Below are 15,323 nucleotides of genomic sequence, written 5' to 3'. Positions count from 1 at the left end.
GACACCGTCTGCCCGGATCCGATAGTCGCCTTAGGTAGACCGACCCCGTTGATGGTATCCACGATTCGCTTTTGATCCACCGGAGAGTACCCGCCAGCTGCGGTCACGTTGTTTCCAGCTGTGTAATATCCCTGAATGTCGATATTGACATTCGTTGTCGTTGTCGCTTGAATTTGAATCTGGCCATCTTTTGAAACACTTACGATAGAGCTATTTGACGTGGGTTTGTTGGCATCGTACCTCATGACACCACTTAGGGCACCGTCCGCAGGCCCAGCGGACATCTGCCCAAGCAGACTGGGATCCGTAGCCGTAAAGGTAAGTAACACAGCGGAAACCCCAGAAGCCGGGAGGCCCGACCGGCCAGAGGCCTGGATGATGCGCGGCGAAAGGGGTGCAAGTGGGGCTTTTATCGTTCCAGTGGGCGTCGTCGTACTAACCAGGCGCGCTTGCATTGGAACGAATAGGCCGGCAGTCCCACTTACAATTGTTGGTTCAGTGGCACGGGCTGTTGAAGCTGTAAGCCCCGAACCGACAATCGCGATGCATGCCAGGATTGCGACAATCGCAGCCATGCCGATGCGCCTAAAACGGGCATAGTCCGTCAACGATACTTTCACTAAGATTTCCTTAAAATGAGGCCGCCAACGGTTCAAGAAGAGAAGCGATGATAGCTGCTAATTTCAACGCGCCAGATCCATAAATTAGCAGGGATCTGAACCGCAGAAACCTGAGTGTATTCGAGGTGCAGACTTCTGGCAAGGGATTTGCCCAAAGTGTAGTGGCCCTTTGCATGTAAGCGTGGTTTCGTGGTTTTGGCGGTATGGTCAGTGGCCTCCGACGGTGAAGGGATTGCCGATTCTGTAGTTCTGGAAGTTGCGGAAGCCGCAGGTGATTGCCGAGAAGCTGAACGCCTCCGCCAAGACTTTCTGTCGGCATCGTCTGTTACGTTGCCTGCATCAGCTACGTCTGGGGGTGATTCATATGGCTGAACGAAATAGCTATCACGTAGTACCAGGTGACGACGTATGGAAGGCAGAGCGGGAGGGCTCCTCTCGCGCTTCCTCTGTTCACGACACCCAGGCCGCGGCAATTGACGCGGCTCGCGGTTATCTTTCCCGTTCTGGCGGTGGGGAGTTGAACATCCATGGCAAGGACAACAAGATCCGGTCGAAGGACACTATCGATCCGGGCAACGATCCCAGGAACACTCCGGGATAGTCCTGGATATCGCAAAGATAATCCCGCCGGTTCTCACCCGACAAAAAGGAGAGCCGGCGGGGTTTGTCCTTTTGCTCAACACCCAAGGCGAGAAGGTGTGTGCTCCCCCAAGCCCACTACATCATCCCGGTCGGTTGAGGTTCTGCCGTTCGGGAAACCATGATCACAACTCTTCGGTGTCGGTCCACTCGAGCGCCGCCGTCAAGTGCTCGGCGTCGGGCAGCCCCTGCCGCACGTCATCCGGCAGAGCCTCGTAGGTATAGGAAGCTACGGCCAGGGGTGAAGTCGCGCGTCCGAGGCTGTACCTGACGCTGCGGTCGTTCTTGCTGCCGCAGATCAGGATTCCAATGGTTTCGTTGTGGTGCGCGCGTCGGAGGACGTCGTCGACGAGTGCGACATAAAAATTGAGTTTGCCGGCGTATTCTGGCTGAAACCGGCCGGTTTTGAGTTCGATGACGACGTAGCGGGATTGTTCGAGGTGGAAGAAGAGAAGGTCGATGTAGAAGTCGTCGCCGTCCACGTCGAAGTGGACCTGCCGGCCGACGAAGGAGAATCCGGGGCCGAGTTCACGAAGGGTTTCGGTGATCCTGCCGGTCAGGGCGTTCTCGAGGTCGCGTTCGGCGACCTCCCCGGTTAGGCCGAGGAATTCGAAGTTGTAGGGATCTTTGGCGACCTGCTGAGCCAGCTCCGAATCTGGTGCGGGGAGCTGCTGCACAAAGTTTGACGGCGCGGCCCCGGTGCGTTCCCTGGTTTTGTTCATGATCATGTTCATCAGCACATTCCGTGACCAGCCGTACTCGACCGCGGCTGCGGCGTACCAGTCCCGTGCCTCCGGCTCCAGACGTTTGTCCAGAATGGTGCGGACGTGGCCCCACGGCAAATGTCCCACAGGCTGTGGGACATTTGCGTCGAATGCCGGCCACGCCTCCGCGAAGCTGCGCATGTACTGCAGGTTGGACCGTGACAGCCCGGTCATGTCAGGGAACTCCGCTCCCAGGTCCTCGGCCAACCGGCCGATGACTCCACTCCCCCACCCGTCGCTGGCCTGCCGTTCCAGAATCGTTCGTCCGATGGACCAGTACAGCTCGATCAGCTCGGTGTTGACCGTCCGCAGTGCCTTGGTGCGTGCGGCCCTTACCCGGTCCTTGAGCTCGCCGAGGAGATCGGTGTAGCCGGTGGGAAGAGTCAGGTCGCGCGGTTTGCTCATGGGTTCCATCCTAAAGACCGGGCGGATGGACGCTGACCGGAGTGCCCGGCGGTGAAATTCAACCGAAAATCCCGGTCTCAGGCTCTACGTGCGGGAGGGTGGCCAAGCCTGGGGTGCGTGGGAGTGTGTGGCCGTCGTAGGCACATTTTTTGAACGGGCCTTCTTTATCCATGAGAACACGCATGTGCGGATCTGCGTGATTCAGCCACCAGGTGCTCAACCCCAGGGCGGGTTCCAGGCGCAGGTGTTCCCAGGCACGCCATATACATTCCATCCGGATGAGGGCTTCGGGGTGTTTGTACCATTCGGGACACCAGGCCAGTTGCGCTCCTTCATTGACCTCACGCACATAGGACGGGGCGAGGAGCTCAACGAAAAACTCGACCGGGTTGGTGTACACGAGCTCCGCGGCCGGCTCCTGGTACCCGTCATCTGAAGGCACTTCCCCGGTTTCGTCATCGAATCCTTCGGTGGAGAACTCACTCACGGTCTCCGCCCGTCAGTCCAGAGATTGTGTGCGGAGACGGTTACGGGATCCCGTCCCCGTGGTTTTTGGGCCGCGACGGCGTCTGTGACTTTTTGGGCGTGGGGGCCGTTCATCCAGGGAATGGTTTCGATCAGGATGGCCGGGGCGCCGGAGGCGAGCAGGATGGCCCGGAACCGGGGCAGTGCCGTCAGGTCCGCGACGGAGAGGATCTCGTCCTTGTTCTCCTGCCGTGAGGAGGACGAGCCCTGCCTGCTGTGGCTGCGGGAGACGTTGATGTAGCTGTATTGGCCGATCAGCCGGGAGAGTTCATCGAGGTACCCGACTTCGGAGACGCCACCGCCATAGATTTTCATGTTGGACGCGGACCAGAGTTTCCGCATGCCTTCCAGCGACCAGACTTCCACGCCCTGGGACCAGGACTGCAGGATGGTCATCAAAATGATGCCGCGGGAGCCGTAGTGGCTGTACTGGTCCGGCAACGCCTTCCACCGGCAGACGTTCGCAGCCTCATCCAGGATCCCCAGCAGCGGCGTGACCAGCCGTCCGCCGGGCTGGGAGGTGGCGTACTTCTCGGCGGCTTCCACGACGGCGACGGTCAGGGCGGTGACGAGGGGGCCGGCTGTGCCGACGCCTTCCCGCGAGAGGCTGTAGAGCGTGCCTTTTCCGCGCACGAAGTCTTCGGGGACGAACTGCGGACGCGGGTCGGTGTCCACGGTGGTGTTCCTTAGTGGGGTGACCCATTGGCTGACGTCACGGTCGGTCAGGCAGGAAACCATTTGCCGGGCGGTGCCGTAGACGCCGGCGCGTTGCTTTTCCGGTTCGCGGATGTGGCCCATCACCATGTCCGCCAACAGGTCAAAGCCGGCGGCCTTCAGCAGTTCGGCGGGGGTTTCGTCGTGCGGGCGGGTCAGCCAGATGTAGACCTGCGTGATCGGAGCGGAGTTGAGTGAGGCGGCGAGCAGGAAGGCTTTGAGCAGGTTCTGCCCTGCCGGGTCGAAGTAGGCATCGGGTTTGGTTCCGGGTTCGCGGGAGCCGTTGGCGAAGTGCTGGGCCATGTTCGCGGCCGTGGCTTCGTTCTTCACGTAGGACAGCGGGTTCCACCACCAGGTGGGGTCTTCTTCTGCGACGGCCTGTGGGTCAAAGACCCACACGGCGCCGGCCTGGGCCCGGATCGGACGGGTGATGTCGACGATGTCGCGTTTGTTGGACGTGGCGATCACCGCACCGGGTGCGTCCAGAATCGCGGGGACGGCGTAGGAGGTGGTCTTCATCGTGCGGGGACCGGCGATGAGGATCAGCATGTCCTCCCACGAGGCCCACAGCGGGCGTTTGCCGGCGACGCTGCGGCCAAGCCGCACACCCGGGGAGTTCTCCACGCCAAGACGCACGGCGGTGGCCGTAGCCCCTTTCGTGGACAGGTGGTTCAGGTCTTTGCCGCGGCCCATGTGGACCGCTGCCTTATCCACCCGGGTAAGCTTGCGCGCACTCCGGGAACGGACCACCAACACAGCCACCGCCAGGGCGACCAAAACACCGAGCAACATGCAGCCGACGATGGTGGACTGGACCGGCCAAGGCACCCGGCCCTTGACCAGACCGGCGATCAGAACAATCGGCTGGGACGGGGGCGCGGCAATCCCGGCCCACCAGGATCCGAGACGGGCCGAAACCCAAACCCCACCCCCAAGGACGAGAGCTGCGCCGATGGCCAGCCAGATCCCCACCCCGTCGCCGGTGCCGGTGCCTTTACGGTTCGGAGCACTCATACCGCACCCTCTTCCCTAACCGGAACCGGCGCTTCCAGCAAAGTTTCGGCCGGATCGTGCCAGCGCTTATTTGTATCGTGGAGCGATTTTTCAACACTGGTCAGCTTCAGCGCCACGGGGATGCCTGGCCTGCCGCCGACCTTGAACAGAAATTTCCCCAGCCCGGGGCGGACGCGTTTGCGGGAGCCGCCGACGTCGGTCCACGACCCGGGGTCGGCCCAGGAGATGAGGCGGGCCTGTTCGGCGCGGGAGAGAGTGACGGCTTTGTTCAGTTTCTCCATTTCCCCACTCGGCAGGGCCCCGCAGACCACCATGCCGGAGCGTTCCACGAAGCCGCGGGCCTTCATCCGTTCGGATTCGGTGGGCAGGGCTTCCAGGTCACTCATGGTGTGGGTGATCATGGCCTGGCCTACTCCTTCGGTGCGGTTTAGGCGGGTGAGGGAGTCGACCCGGTCGACCATGCCTTCCCCGGAGCGTAGTGCCCGCCACAGCTCATCCATGACCACGAAGTAGTTCCGGCGTGGTTCCAGTCCGGCGTCGGCGAGGGCGTGGGCGACCTGGACGGTGGCGAAGCCGGTGGACCAGCAGGCCAGCAGGCAGGCGGCTTGAATGTCGCGTTGGGTGTCGGAGATCCCGGAGAGGTCAAAGACCACCGGCTGGGACAGGTTCATCGGCTGGTCCGTGGGTTGGGAGAACATGTCCCCGAACCGGCCCGAGCCGTTGAGGGAGTACAGGGAGGTGCGCAGCTGGTCGGTGGCGTCCAGGTAGCGGGACATGTCGCCACGGTCCAGGGCAATGTCACGCAGCTCATCGGGAGCGTCCTTGATGACGTCGATGAGGTCCCCGATCAGTGGGACCCGGTCCAGCCGATCGTCGAGGATGTGCAGGGCCCGGTCGATCAGGGATTCCTCATGGGCGCTGGGTTTGTGGTTACGCACGATCGTGATCAGCGCCGTGACCATGTTCAGCCGCCGGTTATGCGCATCGGCCATAAGCTCCCCAGCCAGCCTCTCCGCTTTCACCGCCTTGACCAGCAGGCGTTTCTTTTCTCCCTCGTCCGTGGCATGGTTGGCTTTGACCCGGTGTTCGTTGGCGGCCGTCAACAGTCGGGCGGCGGCGTCGGTGGCTTCGCCGGGGTCCAGGACGTTCAGGTGGCCCCGTCCGGGTCCGAGGCTGATGACCTGCCCGCCCATGGCTTGGATCAGGTCCACGTAGTCGGGTTTCAGGTCTCCCAGGATCAGGGGGTTGACGCCCCGGCCGGCCAGACCCAGGACAATATGCCGGACGAGAGTGGATTTGCCGTAGTGCGGCAGGCCCAGGACGAACATGGAGGGGTTGTTGATCATGCCGTGGATGAACCAGCTGATCGGGTCCCCGCTAAAGGGTGCGCCCGTGTCCGTGTGGACACCGATGGGGACTCCGAGGATTGGTGTGCCGGAGCCGCCGACGAAGGGCCACAGCCCGCAGACCTGAACGGAGGTGGCCCGCCATTCATCGGCGGCGGTGACGTAGGCTGCTTCGCCCTGCCCCCGGCCACGCCAACCCCGCAACCCGGGCCGGCGCAGGACGGCGGCCGGTAACCTGCCCGATGCCGGCGTTGTATGGTTTTTGGTTTGGTTGGCGGACATTAGAGGGCCTCGCGGATCTCTTCGGGCACCTTCAGGTGCTTGGGCAGGACCAGGCCAAGGGGCAGGGAGGCCGCGAAAGCGGAATCCTGGGACCCGTAGGCCCGGCGCAAAAGCAGCCGGGCTGAGGGGCCCAGGTTGCCTTCCACCGTGGCCACCGCATCAGCCAACCCCTCCGCGCTCAGGACGGTGGCGGTGACGACCAGGCCGAAGTTCACCAGCCCGGCGCCTTTGGCTTCCTCGGCGGCGGTGGCTTGGGCCGCCCGGGCGTCCAGGAGCGCGCGGGCGGTGGGCCGGGTTGTTGAGGAGGCCCTGGTCAGTGCGTTGGTCTGGTCACGTTCGACCAGGGCCGCGGCCCGGCCGGATTCAATGGGCCGGTACAGCAGGGTGACCCGTTTACGGTCAATCTCCGGGTGCGGGGCGACGAGGCGGCCGAGGGCGGAGGAGAGGATATGGCCCCGTGGTGCACCGGTCATGGTCCAGGACACCGAATGCCCGCCCTCGTGCCGGTAGCTGGCCCAGTCCGCCTGGTGCGCGGACGGGCCTACCTCACCCCAGCTCAGCTCCACGGGTGTGCCCTGGTAGTGGGCTTCATCGATGAGCCGGGCGGCGGCGGGGTCGTAGGCAACCCGGACCACTTCGCACAGCTCCTGGCCATCCAGTGGGGCGCAGGCACCGGCGCCGGTGGATTCCAGACGCTCCGTCAAACCTGGCAGGCGGGAGGCCAGATCGCGGGCTATTTCTGGGGCGGTGCGGCGTTTACCGCCCGGGCGGGCGGCGGCGCTGAAGGTTAGTGCGACCCAGGCACGGATCGTCGCTGAACCCTGTGGGTACGTTTGCAGCGCTTCGCGCAGCATGGCCTTGGCAACCTCCGGGGCCTCGGCGTGAATGTTTGATTCGACTTCGCGGCGCAGGCGTGCCCCGGAATCCGGTGCCGTCTCAACCGTCACGGACACGGCAACGACGGCGGGTTCATTGGACAGGCCAGCCAGCCAACCACCCCAGTTCGCGACCCAGGCATCCACCTGTTCCGGATCGACCAGTGACGCACCGTCCGGCTGCGTGGCGAAAACGACGGTGTAATGCGCCGTGGACGGCAAATGGATCAGTGCGAACGCCCGGCCATAGGAGTCCTTGAACTCATACAACTGTGAGGCCGCGGCGATGCCGGGCAGCTGAAACTCCCCCCACGGGGTGAGTCCGAGAGGACCGGAACGGTACAGGTTCGTCTTCCGCCGGCGTGCCGTGCCGAACGCCAGGTAGCCGAAGGCCCGCTCCCCGAGGGATTTGTTGTGTTTGTCGTTGATCGAGACGAGTGCCAGGGCCAGTCCGAGCACGATCAGGGCGGTCAGCCCGGCCAGCCAGCCGCCGGTGAAAAAGCAGATCACTGTCACGATCAGGCCCAGGAACAGTCCCGCCGTCGCCAAACCACCCAGGGTGCCGATGCCGGCCTTCCGCGGGCGCCGCCAGTTACCGTAGGTCGGTTCCCGATACGTGTTCTCCATCGTTGCCATGTCAGGGACCTCCCGTTGATTCTTCACTCATGTCTTGAACGGCCCCAGCCGTTGACCGGGCCGCCGCGGCACCCTGGTGCGCAGCCAGCACGGCAACACCCACGGGACCAGCAGCCGCCGCTGCGGTGCCCGAAGCGGCAGCAGTACCACGAGCCGCTGCTCCACCTCCGGCACCAGCAGCACCCGCGCTGGCTTCGCCACCAGCTGCAGGACCGGGGCGTGATGATCCGGCATCACCGGCGGCCTTGGTACCGGACGGCCCCGCGCTGTTTGAGGGGCTCCCGTTGGGTGTGGATGGGCTGCCCGTCCCGGACGATGTTCCCCCGCCCCGGCCGCTACCACCCAGGCTGATGGCTCCCGTCGCCAGTCCGGCCGCCGCACCGGAGGCCATGGTGCCGCTCCCCGAGGCCGCGGCATTGACCATGGGGGTGACGAAGCGCATCAGCGCCGGCATCGCGAAGAGGGCCATGATCATTAACCCCAGACCGATGACCGCGGACAGGAAAGAAGCATCAAAGGCGTCCCCGGTGCCGGCGGTGTTGAAAACATTTGTGGTGGTCAACCGGAAAGCGGTCGCATAGATCACCGCTGCGGCGGGTTTGTACAGGATGAAAGCGATCAGCCACGCAACACACTTACCGAACCAGGCTTTACCCGATTTGGTGTTGGTGAAGGCAGCCGCCGTGGGGAAGACCCCGGTCAGGACCACCAACAATCCCCCACGGATGATCATGAGAACAATCTGGACACAGGAGGAAAGGATCGCGATGAAACCCAGCAAGATGATCATGATCGATCCCATCGCGCTGGAGCCGCTGAGGTTGAGCATCGTACGCAGATTCTGCCCGAACGATCGCCCCTGCGTTGACCGGTCGATGATCCACACGGAGAACTGGTCAGCGGCCACCACCAAAATACCAATGGCCGCCACACCCGCCCCGGTCACAACAATGAGAGTGACCAACGAACGGGTGAGCTCCCTGAGCGGGGCGCCACGGCGTTCGATCATCATCTTCCCCGCCCCGACCAGGACGGAGAAAACAGCGAGGGCGAGCGTCCAAAACCAGAGACTGTTCTGAATAAAAGCCACAGGATCACTCGCCGTTGAACCACCCGGAACAGCCGTTAAATCAGGGGTTCCCACCTTGACCCAAAACGTCCCCAAAGTCTTCAACACATTATCGGTCGCCTCACCAATAGCCTTCGCCATGTTCTTCAACGCATCACCGGCACTGTCCGCGATGAAACCCCCAACTGTGCAATGGAAGTCCAAGGGAGAGCAGGACTGGCTACTTTGATCGAGGGGAGTCATCTCAGACGCCGGTCCAAGGGATGAATCCGTTCAGGTCGGATATTTGGCGGCCCTCATTTTGACCGGATGCGGGAGGAATGAACTTCCAGTCCCCGTCCTGCCACTGCATCGCCACCGGGATGGAACCAAAGGTTCCATTGGAGACTTTGAAACCGTAGTCAATGACCGCTCGTGAGCCGCTGTAGTCGCTGATTCTAAAGCCCGCCAGCTGGAAGTCGGGATCCCCGATTGATGCAGAGCCTGGTGCGGCCAGGAGTTTGTCTCGTTCGGGACCGTCAACGGTGAGGTATTTGGTGACCAGGTTGCTGTGACCGGTGCTGCTGAGCACGACCATGTTCATGCCCGCGTAGAGCGCCCCGGTGGGTGAGTGGGCGAAGCAGGAGCGCAGCCCATTACTGCCGGTCCTGCCGGGGCCGTACTTTTTTGGTGAGGTCGGGGTGGCGATCTTACCCACCAGCTCCCACTTCGTTCCTTCAGGAGTGGTGACAGGTGTCGTCTGCGTCCCGGCCGGTAACCCGCAGATGCTGGCCTCCGATTGTGCCGATGCCGATGCAGGCGCTGCTGTAGATGCGGGATTCGGTGTGGAAGCGGTGGCCACACTATCGGTTGGTCCGGTTCCCTCCGGGGCAGCGGTTCCTCCGCCCTTGGGGATGATGGCCAGAACGATGGCGGCGATGATCAGCACTGCCACGATGACGGCCGGGATGATGAACCGGGGCCTGGTCAACGGGTTCTGCCCGGTGGTGGATTCCAGCGGTTCTGTCATGATGATCCTTTCCTTAGACCAGGGCACCGACGAGTGCTGAGGAAACACTGGCCAGGATGCACCCGCCCAGCACCCAGGCCAAACGCCCGGCGTGTTCTCCTCCTTCGCCGCGGCGGTTGCTGACCATCATGGTCCCGGCGCAGGCAAGGATGCCGACCACGGCCAGGGCGAAAACAATCCAGGCAACCCATTTGAGGATGGTCAGGATCCCGGCAGAGCCCGGAGGTGCCTCACCCGTTCCGGGATTGGGGACCTGAGCTATCACCGTGCCGGACCAGTACAAAGCGTTGGAGAGCAGCATTAACGTTTCCTCTTTCTAATTTCTAAGTCGCCGGGGTCCCGGCAGGCAGTGTTGAAGCAGCCAGACGCACCTGATCAAGAACGGTGCGCACGGTTCGTGGGAGTTCTTCTGCCGGGACGTGATGGCCTAAACGCCATTGCTCCATCCACGGCACGGTCCAAAGGTGGGGCACTCCCCCACCGACGATCCGGGTAAAGTCCCGGATCCGGGCAGGGAGCCGTCCGGGGGCATCGGCAACCACCACAAGGCCCAGCACTGACGTGCTGGTCCGTGACCCGGACGCCCACTCCGTGGCAGCGCGCTGGGCGGCCTGCAGGCCTGTGATGTTGGAGCGGCATACCAGGACCACAGGCACGGGTTTATCCGAGAGAGGCCAATGGTGCTCCGCGGCTTTCGTGTCGATGGTTGCCTGGGCCAGCGATGTTTCCCCGGCACCGCCGTGGACTCCGAGCCACCAAAACTGCGGCAGCACACCGGAGGCTTTCCTTTCAGGCAACCGCCCGGCCGGACCCGGCCGTGGCACGCTCAACAATGGTTTGCTGGGCCCTGTCAGCTCCACCGCCGGCCACAGGGTGGCAGCAGCAACAGACGGGTCATCGGATGTGTCCCGGGCCCTGGACCGGGTTTTCTTTCCAACCATGTCCGTTCTCCTTTCTCCTCGAGCGTTTTTAGTGACCAAATTCTGCGGTGATCCTGTTCGCCTTCCACGGCGCGCCGGCCATGGTGCGCAGCAATTGGATTCGGTAGGATCCGGCGTCGGTGGCAACCGTGGCCAGAACACTGAAGCCATTAGTTGGATCGACCGTCAGGGAAGGGTGACCGGTGACGTGGTGGGCGGGGATCCGTGCCGGATCCGTGCCATAAAAATCGGTGATGGCCTTCGGCGTCATCACAGCCGCCAGCTCATTAGCCCACGCCGTGGCGCTCAGCCCCGGTCGGGCAAAGAGTTCCATCACTGCTGCGGCAGCCCTGCGGGCTGAGTCTTTGCTTTCCTGATCCCATACCGGTTCGGTGGGTCCGCTTTGGAGTGCCTGGGGTGAAAGGCCCAGCGTTGGCACCGCAGTGGCGGAACCGGTTTGAGTCGTCACCACGGCTCCGGGCGTTGTGGGGTTTGTTGCCGCACACCCGGTGGTCAGGACCACAACGGATGCCAGCATCAGGGAAGGAAATGCCGGGATACTCCTTTCTATTTCGGGATGTAGAGGTACGCGGAAACGTGATCGGCGGGCAACGTCGAAACGCTGTACTGATGGTCGTTGGGTGCGGCTCTGCCGTTGTATTGCTCGACCTGGACGCTTCCGTCGGGGTTGACGGCTTTGACGACACCGACGTGGCCGAATTCCCCGGTTTTGATGTCAGCAAAATCCAGATACGGGGCGAACCAGGCGATGGCCCCCACCACTGGTTTCGCACCGGTGGCCCATCCCTGCCGGTCCCACGCCGCTTTCCACGTGCTCGCGCTGCCGGGGCGGATGGCCAGGGAATCGTACTTATAGGGAGGGTCGGGCGTACCAACCTGTTGCATGAACCTGTACCAGGCGAAGTCCACGCATTCACGGAAATTGAAATGGGTTGCAGGATTATTGGTCCCGACCGGGGAGGTCTTCCAGGGATAGTCGTTGCCTGCCTGCGAGGTGGTCACCCCGGTGTTCGGGGCACACGAACCGTTGGTCAGCTTTGCCCCGGACAGGGCGGTAACGATCTGGATAGCGGGCCGGGCGAACTTTGCGTAGTGGTAAGGATCGGCGTTGCCCTGCACCCGGTGAATAGCCACGGAAGGGTCCAGTGACTCCCACCCCTGGACTCCCTGCAACGCCTTGAAGAAGTTTGTGGCGCTGACCGTGGGATTCATCCGGTCCGCATATGATCCCCACGCGCCGTTCCCGCGCTGTGCGAACAACCCTGCACTATCGGGACCGGCTGCGTCACCAGGGGCGTTTACATCCAGCGATGACTCACCCAACGCCGCCTGCACACCCAAAACCTGGGCCCCTTTGGGTAGATTCAACGATTTGGCCGCCCCCATGATTGCGGCGGCGTTCTTCAACCGTTCCCCCACGTACCCGGCCACATTGCCGGGGAGCTTAGAATAATCCACTGAAACAGCCGGACCCTCACACCCCCCAGCCAGGGACGGGGAACCACTTCCCAAAAGCACCACAATGCTCAGCAGCAAGGCGATGGGTACAAAGAACGCTCCCGAAACCACTACCGCTCCGATACTGCCCTTGTTCATGGTCTTCCCTCGGTTGACTGCACCATGAAAGCGCACGGTCCAGTGGCCTGCCGCCCATCATGCGGGATGCCACTGGACGCGGATGAAACCCCTAATCTGTCTTTCAACTAACGGCCAGTTCCGGCTCGAGCTCCACACTCTCGACCGAATCTTTCACTGCTCCAACGAGACACTTTCAGCCGAGACTCCACGACTGGTTCACTTGCGGTCAGAAGACCTTCGGCTTCTCCCGCACCATTCGCCACATAGGCTTGCATTGCTGTCCTTCTGGACGACTCGCCCATGACTCAAGGGTCGCACTGGTAACTTGATTTCCTTAGTTTATCAGTTTACTAAGAAAATAGTATAGTTCCAGCTGCTGTGACGAATATTTCAAAGGAGCGTGACACGTTCATGGAACCCCATGCGACCGACAATCAGCGGGAGAGGTCCGCAGCCCGAATTCTGAGTGAAGTTCTGGGACCGGCATCGTTGGGGACAATCCTGCTTGTCAGCAGTTCACTGTCCTCTGGATGGAGTTTGCGCAATGCAGGAGCAGCCGCTGTTGCTGTTGTCTTTGTTACCTTTGGGCCGCTGGCGGGCTTGCTTTTTCTGTCCCGCCGTGGACGGGTCAGCGATCATCACGTGAGCCAACGAACTCAGCGGGCCCCTGTGCTCGCGGCCGTGTTGGGATCAATGATCATCGGGACCGTCCTGTTGGTTGGCATAGGGGCACCCTCCGGCCTCTATTTGATGATTCTCGGGCTGGCGCTGGGACTGGTGACCGTACTGGTGATCAACCTTTTTTGGAAGCTATCCATCCACGCCGCCGTGGGAGCATATTTCACAGCAGCCTTGGTCGCGCTGTTTGGTCCGCTGCTGATCCTCACCGCTGCAGTTCCGCTTCTGGTGGGTTGGTCGCGCGTAAGGCTCGGTGCCCATACCACGGCGCAGGTTTGCTGTGGTTGGATAGTTGGTGTATCGGTCGCTGCCGTCTTCGGCTGGCTGACCGCCGTCAGCCTCTAAACACTGTCTCGTCCGGCCGGTTCTCTGCACGTCTGGACAGCCAGGTGAGTGCACTTCCAACCGCCACCAGGGCCGCACCACCATACGCGCATACATCCTCTGCTGTGGCGGCCCACATAACATATGGCTTCATCGCCTCGAAGATGGGTGAGGGAACAACCAGTGTCAAACCCCAGAGCGTGAGTAGCGAAGATGCCCTCAAAAGTGGGAGTGGAACTGACAGAGCGGTCTTCCAGCTACGGGGAACAACCAACAAGCCCGAGATGATAGCCGGATACAGCCGGCCCAAAACTAGGTAAGCCTGAACCGTCCATTGGTCCTGATACTCCAAGATGCCCATGCTTGACGTTGGCAGGAAGCTGGCAAAAAACAGCCATATCGTTGCCCCGGTCACAGCCGCCGTAGCGGTGCGGTTAACGGGGCCGACGATGAGCGAACGGGCCCTGGTTAAGACGAGGGCTGACGCTACTTGAACGCCAACGATCCAAAAGACGACGTATAGAAGTAAATGGCTGACCAGATTTGCGATATTCCGGCCTCCGAGCAGGTGATCCGTGGTGACATACACCGTGGGGATCGCCAGAAGCATGACGCAAATAAGGCAGGCCGCGGCAACAGCGATTAGGTCCAATCGCTTCCCAGGTACCCGAATCTTGCTAAGACGAGTCAGGATGAGTAAAAGCAGCAGACCGACGCTGGACAGCACGACCACAGTCATCCGAGATGCTCCCAAATAGATTCAACAACGTCCTGATCCTTGGACGCCGCGAGGGCCCGGCGACGTAAGAGGGTCAGCCAGTACGCTGAAACATCGATGAGACTAACGGCCGAGGCACTCCTAAGCGCTGCGAGCCGTCCCCCGGGCGGCCATCGACCCTCTTCTTCCGTCAGCACCCCAGTGACCACGAGCCCACTGCCTGACGAAACGCCAGCATGACGCGCAGCCGCGACGGCAAGAGCCGGTGTCATCCTATTTAGGGCCAATTGTCCAGAAATGGCTGCTTCCGTAATTCCAGCCTGCTCTGCGAGAAAATATCGGATCTTACCGGGATCGATTGTATCCAGCCACGACCTAACAGAATCTTCAAAAGGCAAGTCCACAGCAAGGGCAGCAGCTTCAGGTGACCCGCTACGACGGATTAACTCACCAAATAGATCTTTGAAGTGGACTTGGCTCAGCAGCTCCGCCCGCGAGGGAGCCATCGTCTCATCCAATAGTTCGGAATATTGCTCAAACGAAGACAGCGCACCCAGTGGGTCCATTTCAAGTGAACGAGCCATATTCACGACAACTTTTTCCGCTACCTGCCCCCTGAAAATCTGACCATGGAGCGTCGCCCTGTTCAAACCAGCAAGTTCGGACATCCTCGAAACGCTCATGCCACTGTCGAGCGAATCAGCCCATTGGCGGAAATCCTTCGATGGGATGGACATGCTGGGAGGGCTCCCTCTACGGCTCGAACGGCAGAATCCAATGGCAACCGGACAGCAGATGCGATTCATCGGAGGCCGTGCCGTCCATTCTAGGCGGAGGGGCCGTCCCGACGGCAGAATCGGTACTTAGCTGGCTACGGCGGCGGCCACTGTCGTAAGTTTTCTGCCCGACACACCCTCTGCATTGAGTTTTCTTTTACAAAAGCTGAGGCATGATCAAACCATGGCACCAGTGAAGAAGCGGACCGGTCGGCCCAGCCGTGGCCCGCGCGACAGCTTTAACATCAAGTTGTCGCTGGCCGACAGTGAGAAGCTGCGCACAATGGCAGCCCTCCAAAAAGTATCCCTTCAAGACCTCCTGGAGCCGATTATCAGCAACGCACTTGCTGATATCAACCTCGAATCGCTTAAAGGACAGGAGACGCTGCCTATCGGCCGCTTAGCTTCCT

16 protein-coding genes and 1 pseudogene are annotated in these 15,323 nt (G+C 61.7%); 3 read left to right on the top strand and 14 right to left on the bottom strand.

Annotation, left to right across the window (positions count from 1 at the left end):
* A partial coding sequence (locus IV498_RS14895) for a hypothetical protein (protein ID WP_269047869.1) occupies positions 1–245 on the bottom strand: 245 nt, incomplete at its 3' end.
* A gap of 646 nt (positions 246–891) precedes the next feature.
* On the opposite strand from IV498_RS14895, the gene IV498_RS14890 reads away from it, so the two are divergent.
* On the top strand, positions 892–1,221 hold the full coding sequence (locus tag IV498_RS14890) for a DUF2188 domain-containing protein (RefSeq protein WP_269047867.1): 330 nt from the start codon (positions 892–894) through the stop codon (positions 1,219–1,221).
* A gap of 163 nt (positions 1,222–1,384) precedes the next feature.
* On the opposite strand, the gene IV498_RS14885 is transcribed toward IV498_RS14890, so the two are convergent.
* The 11 genes from IV498_RS14885 to IV498_RS14835 form a co-directional block, all read right to left on the bottom strand.
* The gene (locus IV498_RS14885; protein ID WP_269047865.1) at positions 1,385–2,428 is read right to left on the bottom strand and encodes a PDDEXK nuclease domain-containing protein; all 1,044 of its coding nucleotides are present in this window, start codon (positions 2,426–2,428) and stop codon (positions 1,385–1,387) included.
* A gap of 58 nt (positions 2,429–2,486) precedes the next feature.
* The gene (locus IV498_RS14880; RefSeq protein WP_269047863.1) at positions 2,487–2,915 is read right to left on the bottom strand and encodes a DUF4913 domain-containing protein; all 429 of its coding nucleotides are present in this window, start codon (positions 2,913–2,915) and stop codon (positions 2,487–2,489) included.
* Positions 2,912–4,681 (bottom strand): type IV secretory system conjugative DNA transfer family protein, encoded by a 1,770-nt coding sequence (locus IV498_RS14875; RefSeq protein WP_269047861.1) that lies wholly within the window; start codon positions 4,679–4,681, stop codon positions 2,912–2,914. Before IV498_RS14875 ends, IV498_RS14880 begins: the two co-directional genes overlap by 4 nt.
* Entirely contained in the window at positions 4,678–6,309 is a 1,632-nt protein-coding gene (locus IV498_RS14870; protein WP_269047859.1) for an ATP/GTP-binding protein, read from the bottom strand. Before IV498_RS14870 ends, IV498_RS14875 begins: the two co-directional genes overlap by 4 nt.
* Positions 6,309–7,820: an SCO6880 family protein gene (locus tag IV498_RS14865; RefSeq protein WP_269047857.1), complete on the bottom strand. Its 1,512-nt coding sequence runs from the start codon at positions 7,818–7,820 to the stop codon at positions 6,309–6,311. The genes IV498_RS14870 and IV498_RS14865 overlap by 1 nt, the downstream gene beginning before the upstream one ends.
* A 1-nt stretch (position 7,821) precedes the next feature.
* Positions 7,822–9,132 carry a hypothetical protein gene (locus IV498_RS14860; RefSeq protein ID WP_269047855.1) on the bottom strand — a complete coding sequence of 437 codons (1,311 nt, stop codon included), beginning with the start codon at positions 9,130–9,132 and terminating at the stop codon, positions 7,822–7,824.
* A 1-nt stretch (position 9,133) separates the two neighbouring features.
* Positions 9,134–9,898 (bottom strand): hypothetical protein, encoded by a 765-nt coding sequence (locus tag IV498_RS14855; RefSeq protein ID WP_269047853.1) that lies wholly within the window; start codon positions 9,896–9,898, stop codon positions 9,134–9,136.
* 13 nt (positions 9,899–9,911) lie between these two features.
* Entirely contained in the window at positions 9,912–10,199 is a 288-nt protein-coding gene (locus tag IV498_RS14850; protein ID WP_269047851.1) for a hypothetical protein, read from the bottom strand.
* Between the two features lie 22 nt (positions 10,200–10,221).
* The gene (locus IV498_RS14845; RefSeq protein ID WP_269047849.1) at positions 10,222–10,839 is read right to left on the bottom strand and encodes a DUF6668 family protein; all 618 of its coding nucleotides are present in this window, start codon (positions 10,837–10,839) and stop codon (positions 10,222–10,224) included.
* Between the two features lie 28 nt (positions 10,840–10,867).
* Positions 10,868–11,287, bottom strand: coding sequence for a hypothetical protein (locus IV498_RS14840; protein ID WP_269047847.1), 420 nt, complete (start codon positions 11,285–11,287; stop codon positions 10,868–10,870).
* Between the two features lie 98 nt (positions 11,288–11,385).
* Positions 11,386–12,435, bottom strand: a complete 1,050-nt coding sequence (locus IV498_RS14835; RefSeq protein WP_269047845.1) for a CHAP domain-containing protein — start codon at positions 12,433–12,435, stop codon at positions 11,386–11,388.
* Positions 12,436–12,828: 393 nt separating this feature from the next.
* Here IV498_RS14835 and IV498_RS14830 point away from each other — a divergent pair, with 393 nt between their 5' ends.
* The gene (locus IV498_RS14830) at positions 12,829–13,440 is read left to right on the top strand and encodes a phosphatase PAP2 family protein (protein WP_269047843.1); all 612 of its coding nucleotides are present in this window, start codon (positions 12,829–12,831) and stop codon (positions 13,438–13,440) included.
* On the opposite strand, the gene IV498_RS14825 is transcribed toward IV498_RS14830, so the two are convergent.
* Together IV498_RS14825 and IV498_RS14820 are read right to left on the bottom strand one after the other, a co-directional pair.
* Complete coding sequence (locus IV498_RS14825; RefSeq protein WP_269047841.1) at positions 13,430–14,158, bottom strand: hypothetical protein; 729 nt, start codon at positions 14,156–14,158, stop codon at positions 13,430–13,432. The genes IV498_RS14830 and IV498_RS14825 overlap by 11 nt on opposite strands.
* Positions 14,155–14,874 (bottom strand): hypothetical protein, encoded by a 720-nt coding sequence (locus IV498_RS14820; protein WP_269047839.1) that lies wholly within the window; start codon positions 14,872–14,874, stop codon positions 14,155–14,157. Before IV498_RS14820 ends, IV498_RS14825 begins: the two co-directional genes overlap by 4 nt.
* Positions 14,875–15,097: 223 nt before the next feature.
* Between IV498_RS14820 and IV498_RS14815 the strand changes: the two are divergent.
* Positions 15,098–15,323: pseudogene (locus IV498_RS14815) on the top strand (hypothetical protein); the annotation flags it as partial.

The sequence above is a fragment of the Paenarthrobacter sp. Z7-10 genome (assembly GCF_026932795.1).
GTDB lineage: Bacteria > Actinomycetota > Actinomycetes > Actinomycetales > Micrococcaceae > Arthrobacter_M.
Note: the sequence above shows the minus strand (reverse complement) of the source record. Positions and strands in the feature narration are given on the sequence as shown.

Excerpts from the sequence above, each read along its gene's own strand:
- IV498_RS14885 (WP_269047865.1), bottom strand. The coding sequence starts at position 2,428 with ATGAGCAAACCGCGCGACCTGACTCTTCCCACCGGCTACACCGATCTC.
- IV498_RS14875 (WP_269047861.1), bottom strand. The coding sequence starts at position 4,681 with ATGAGTGCTCCGAACCGTAAAGGCACCGGCACCGGCGACGGGGTGGGG.
- IV498_RS14870 (WP_269047859.1), bottom strand. The coding sequence starts at position 6,309 with ATGTCCGCCAACCAAACCAAAAACCATACAACGCCGGCATCGGGCAGG.
- IV498_RS14865 (WP_269047857.1), bottom strand. The coding sequence starts at position 7,820 with ATGGCAACGATGGAGAACACGTATCGGGAACCGACCTACGGTAACTGG.
- IV498_RS14860 (WP_269047855.1), bottom strand. The coding sequence starts at position 9,132 with ATGACTCCCCTCGATCAAAGTAGCCAGTCCTGCTCTCCCTTGGACTTC.
- IV498_RS14855 (WP_269047853.1), bottom strand. The coding sequence starts at position 9,898 with ATGACAGAACCGCTGGAATCCACCACCGGGCAGAACCCGTTGACCAGG.
- IV498_RS14850 (WP_269047851.1), bottom strand. The coding sequence starts at position 10,199 with ATGCTGCTCTCCAACGCTTTGTACTGGTCCGGCACGGTGATAGCTCAG.
- IV498_RS14845 (WP_269047849.1), bottom strand. The coding sequence starts at position 10,839 with ATGGTTGGAAAGAAAACCCGGTCCAGGGCCCGGGACACATCCGATGAC.
- IV498_RS14835 (WP_269047845.1), bottom strand. The coding sequence starts at position 12,435 with ATGAACAAGGGCAGTATCGGAGCGGTAGTGGTTTCGGGAGCGTTCTTT.
- IV498_RS14830 (WP_269047843.1), top strand. The coding sequence starts at position 12,829 with ATGGAACCCCATGCGACCGACAATCAGCGGGAGAGGTCCGCAGCCCGA.
- IV498_RS14825 (WP_269047841.1), bottom strand. The coding sequence starts at position 14,158 with ATGACTGTGGTCGTGCTGTCCAGCGTCGGTCTGCTGCTTTTACTCATC.
- IV498_RS14820 (WP_269047839.1), bottom strand. The coding sequence starts at position 14,874 with ATGTCCATCCCATCGAAGGATTTCCGCCAATGGGCTGATTCGCTCGAC.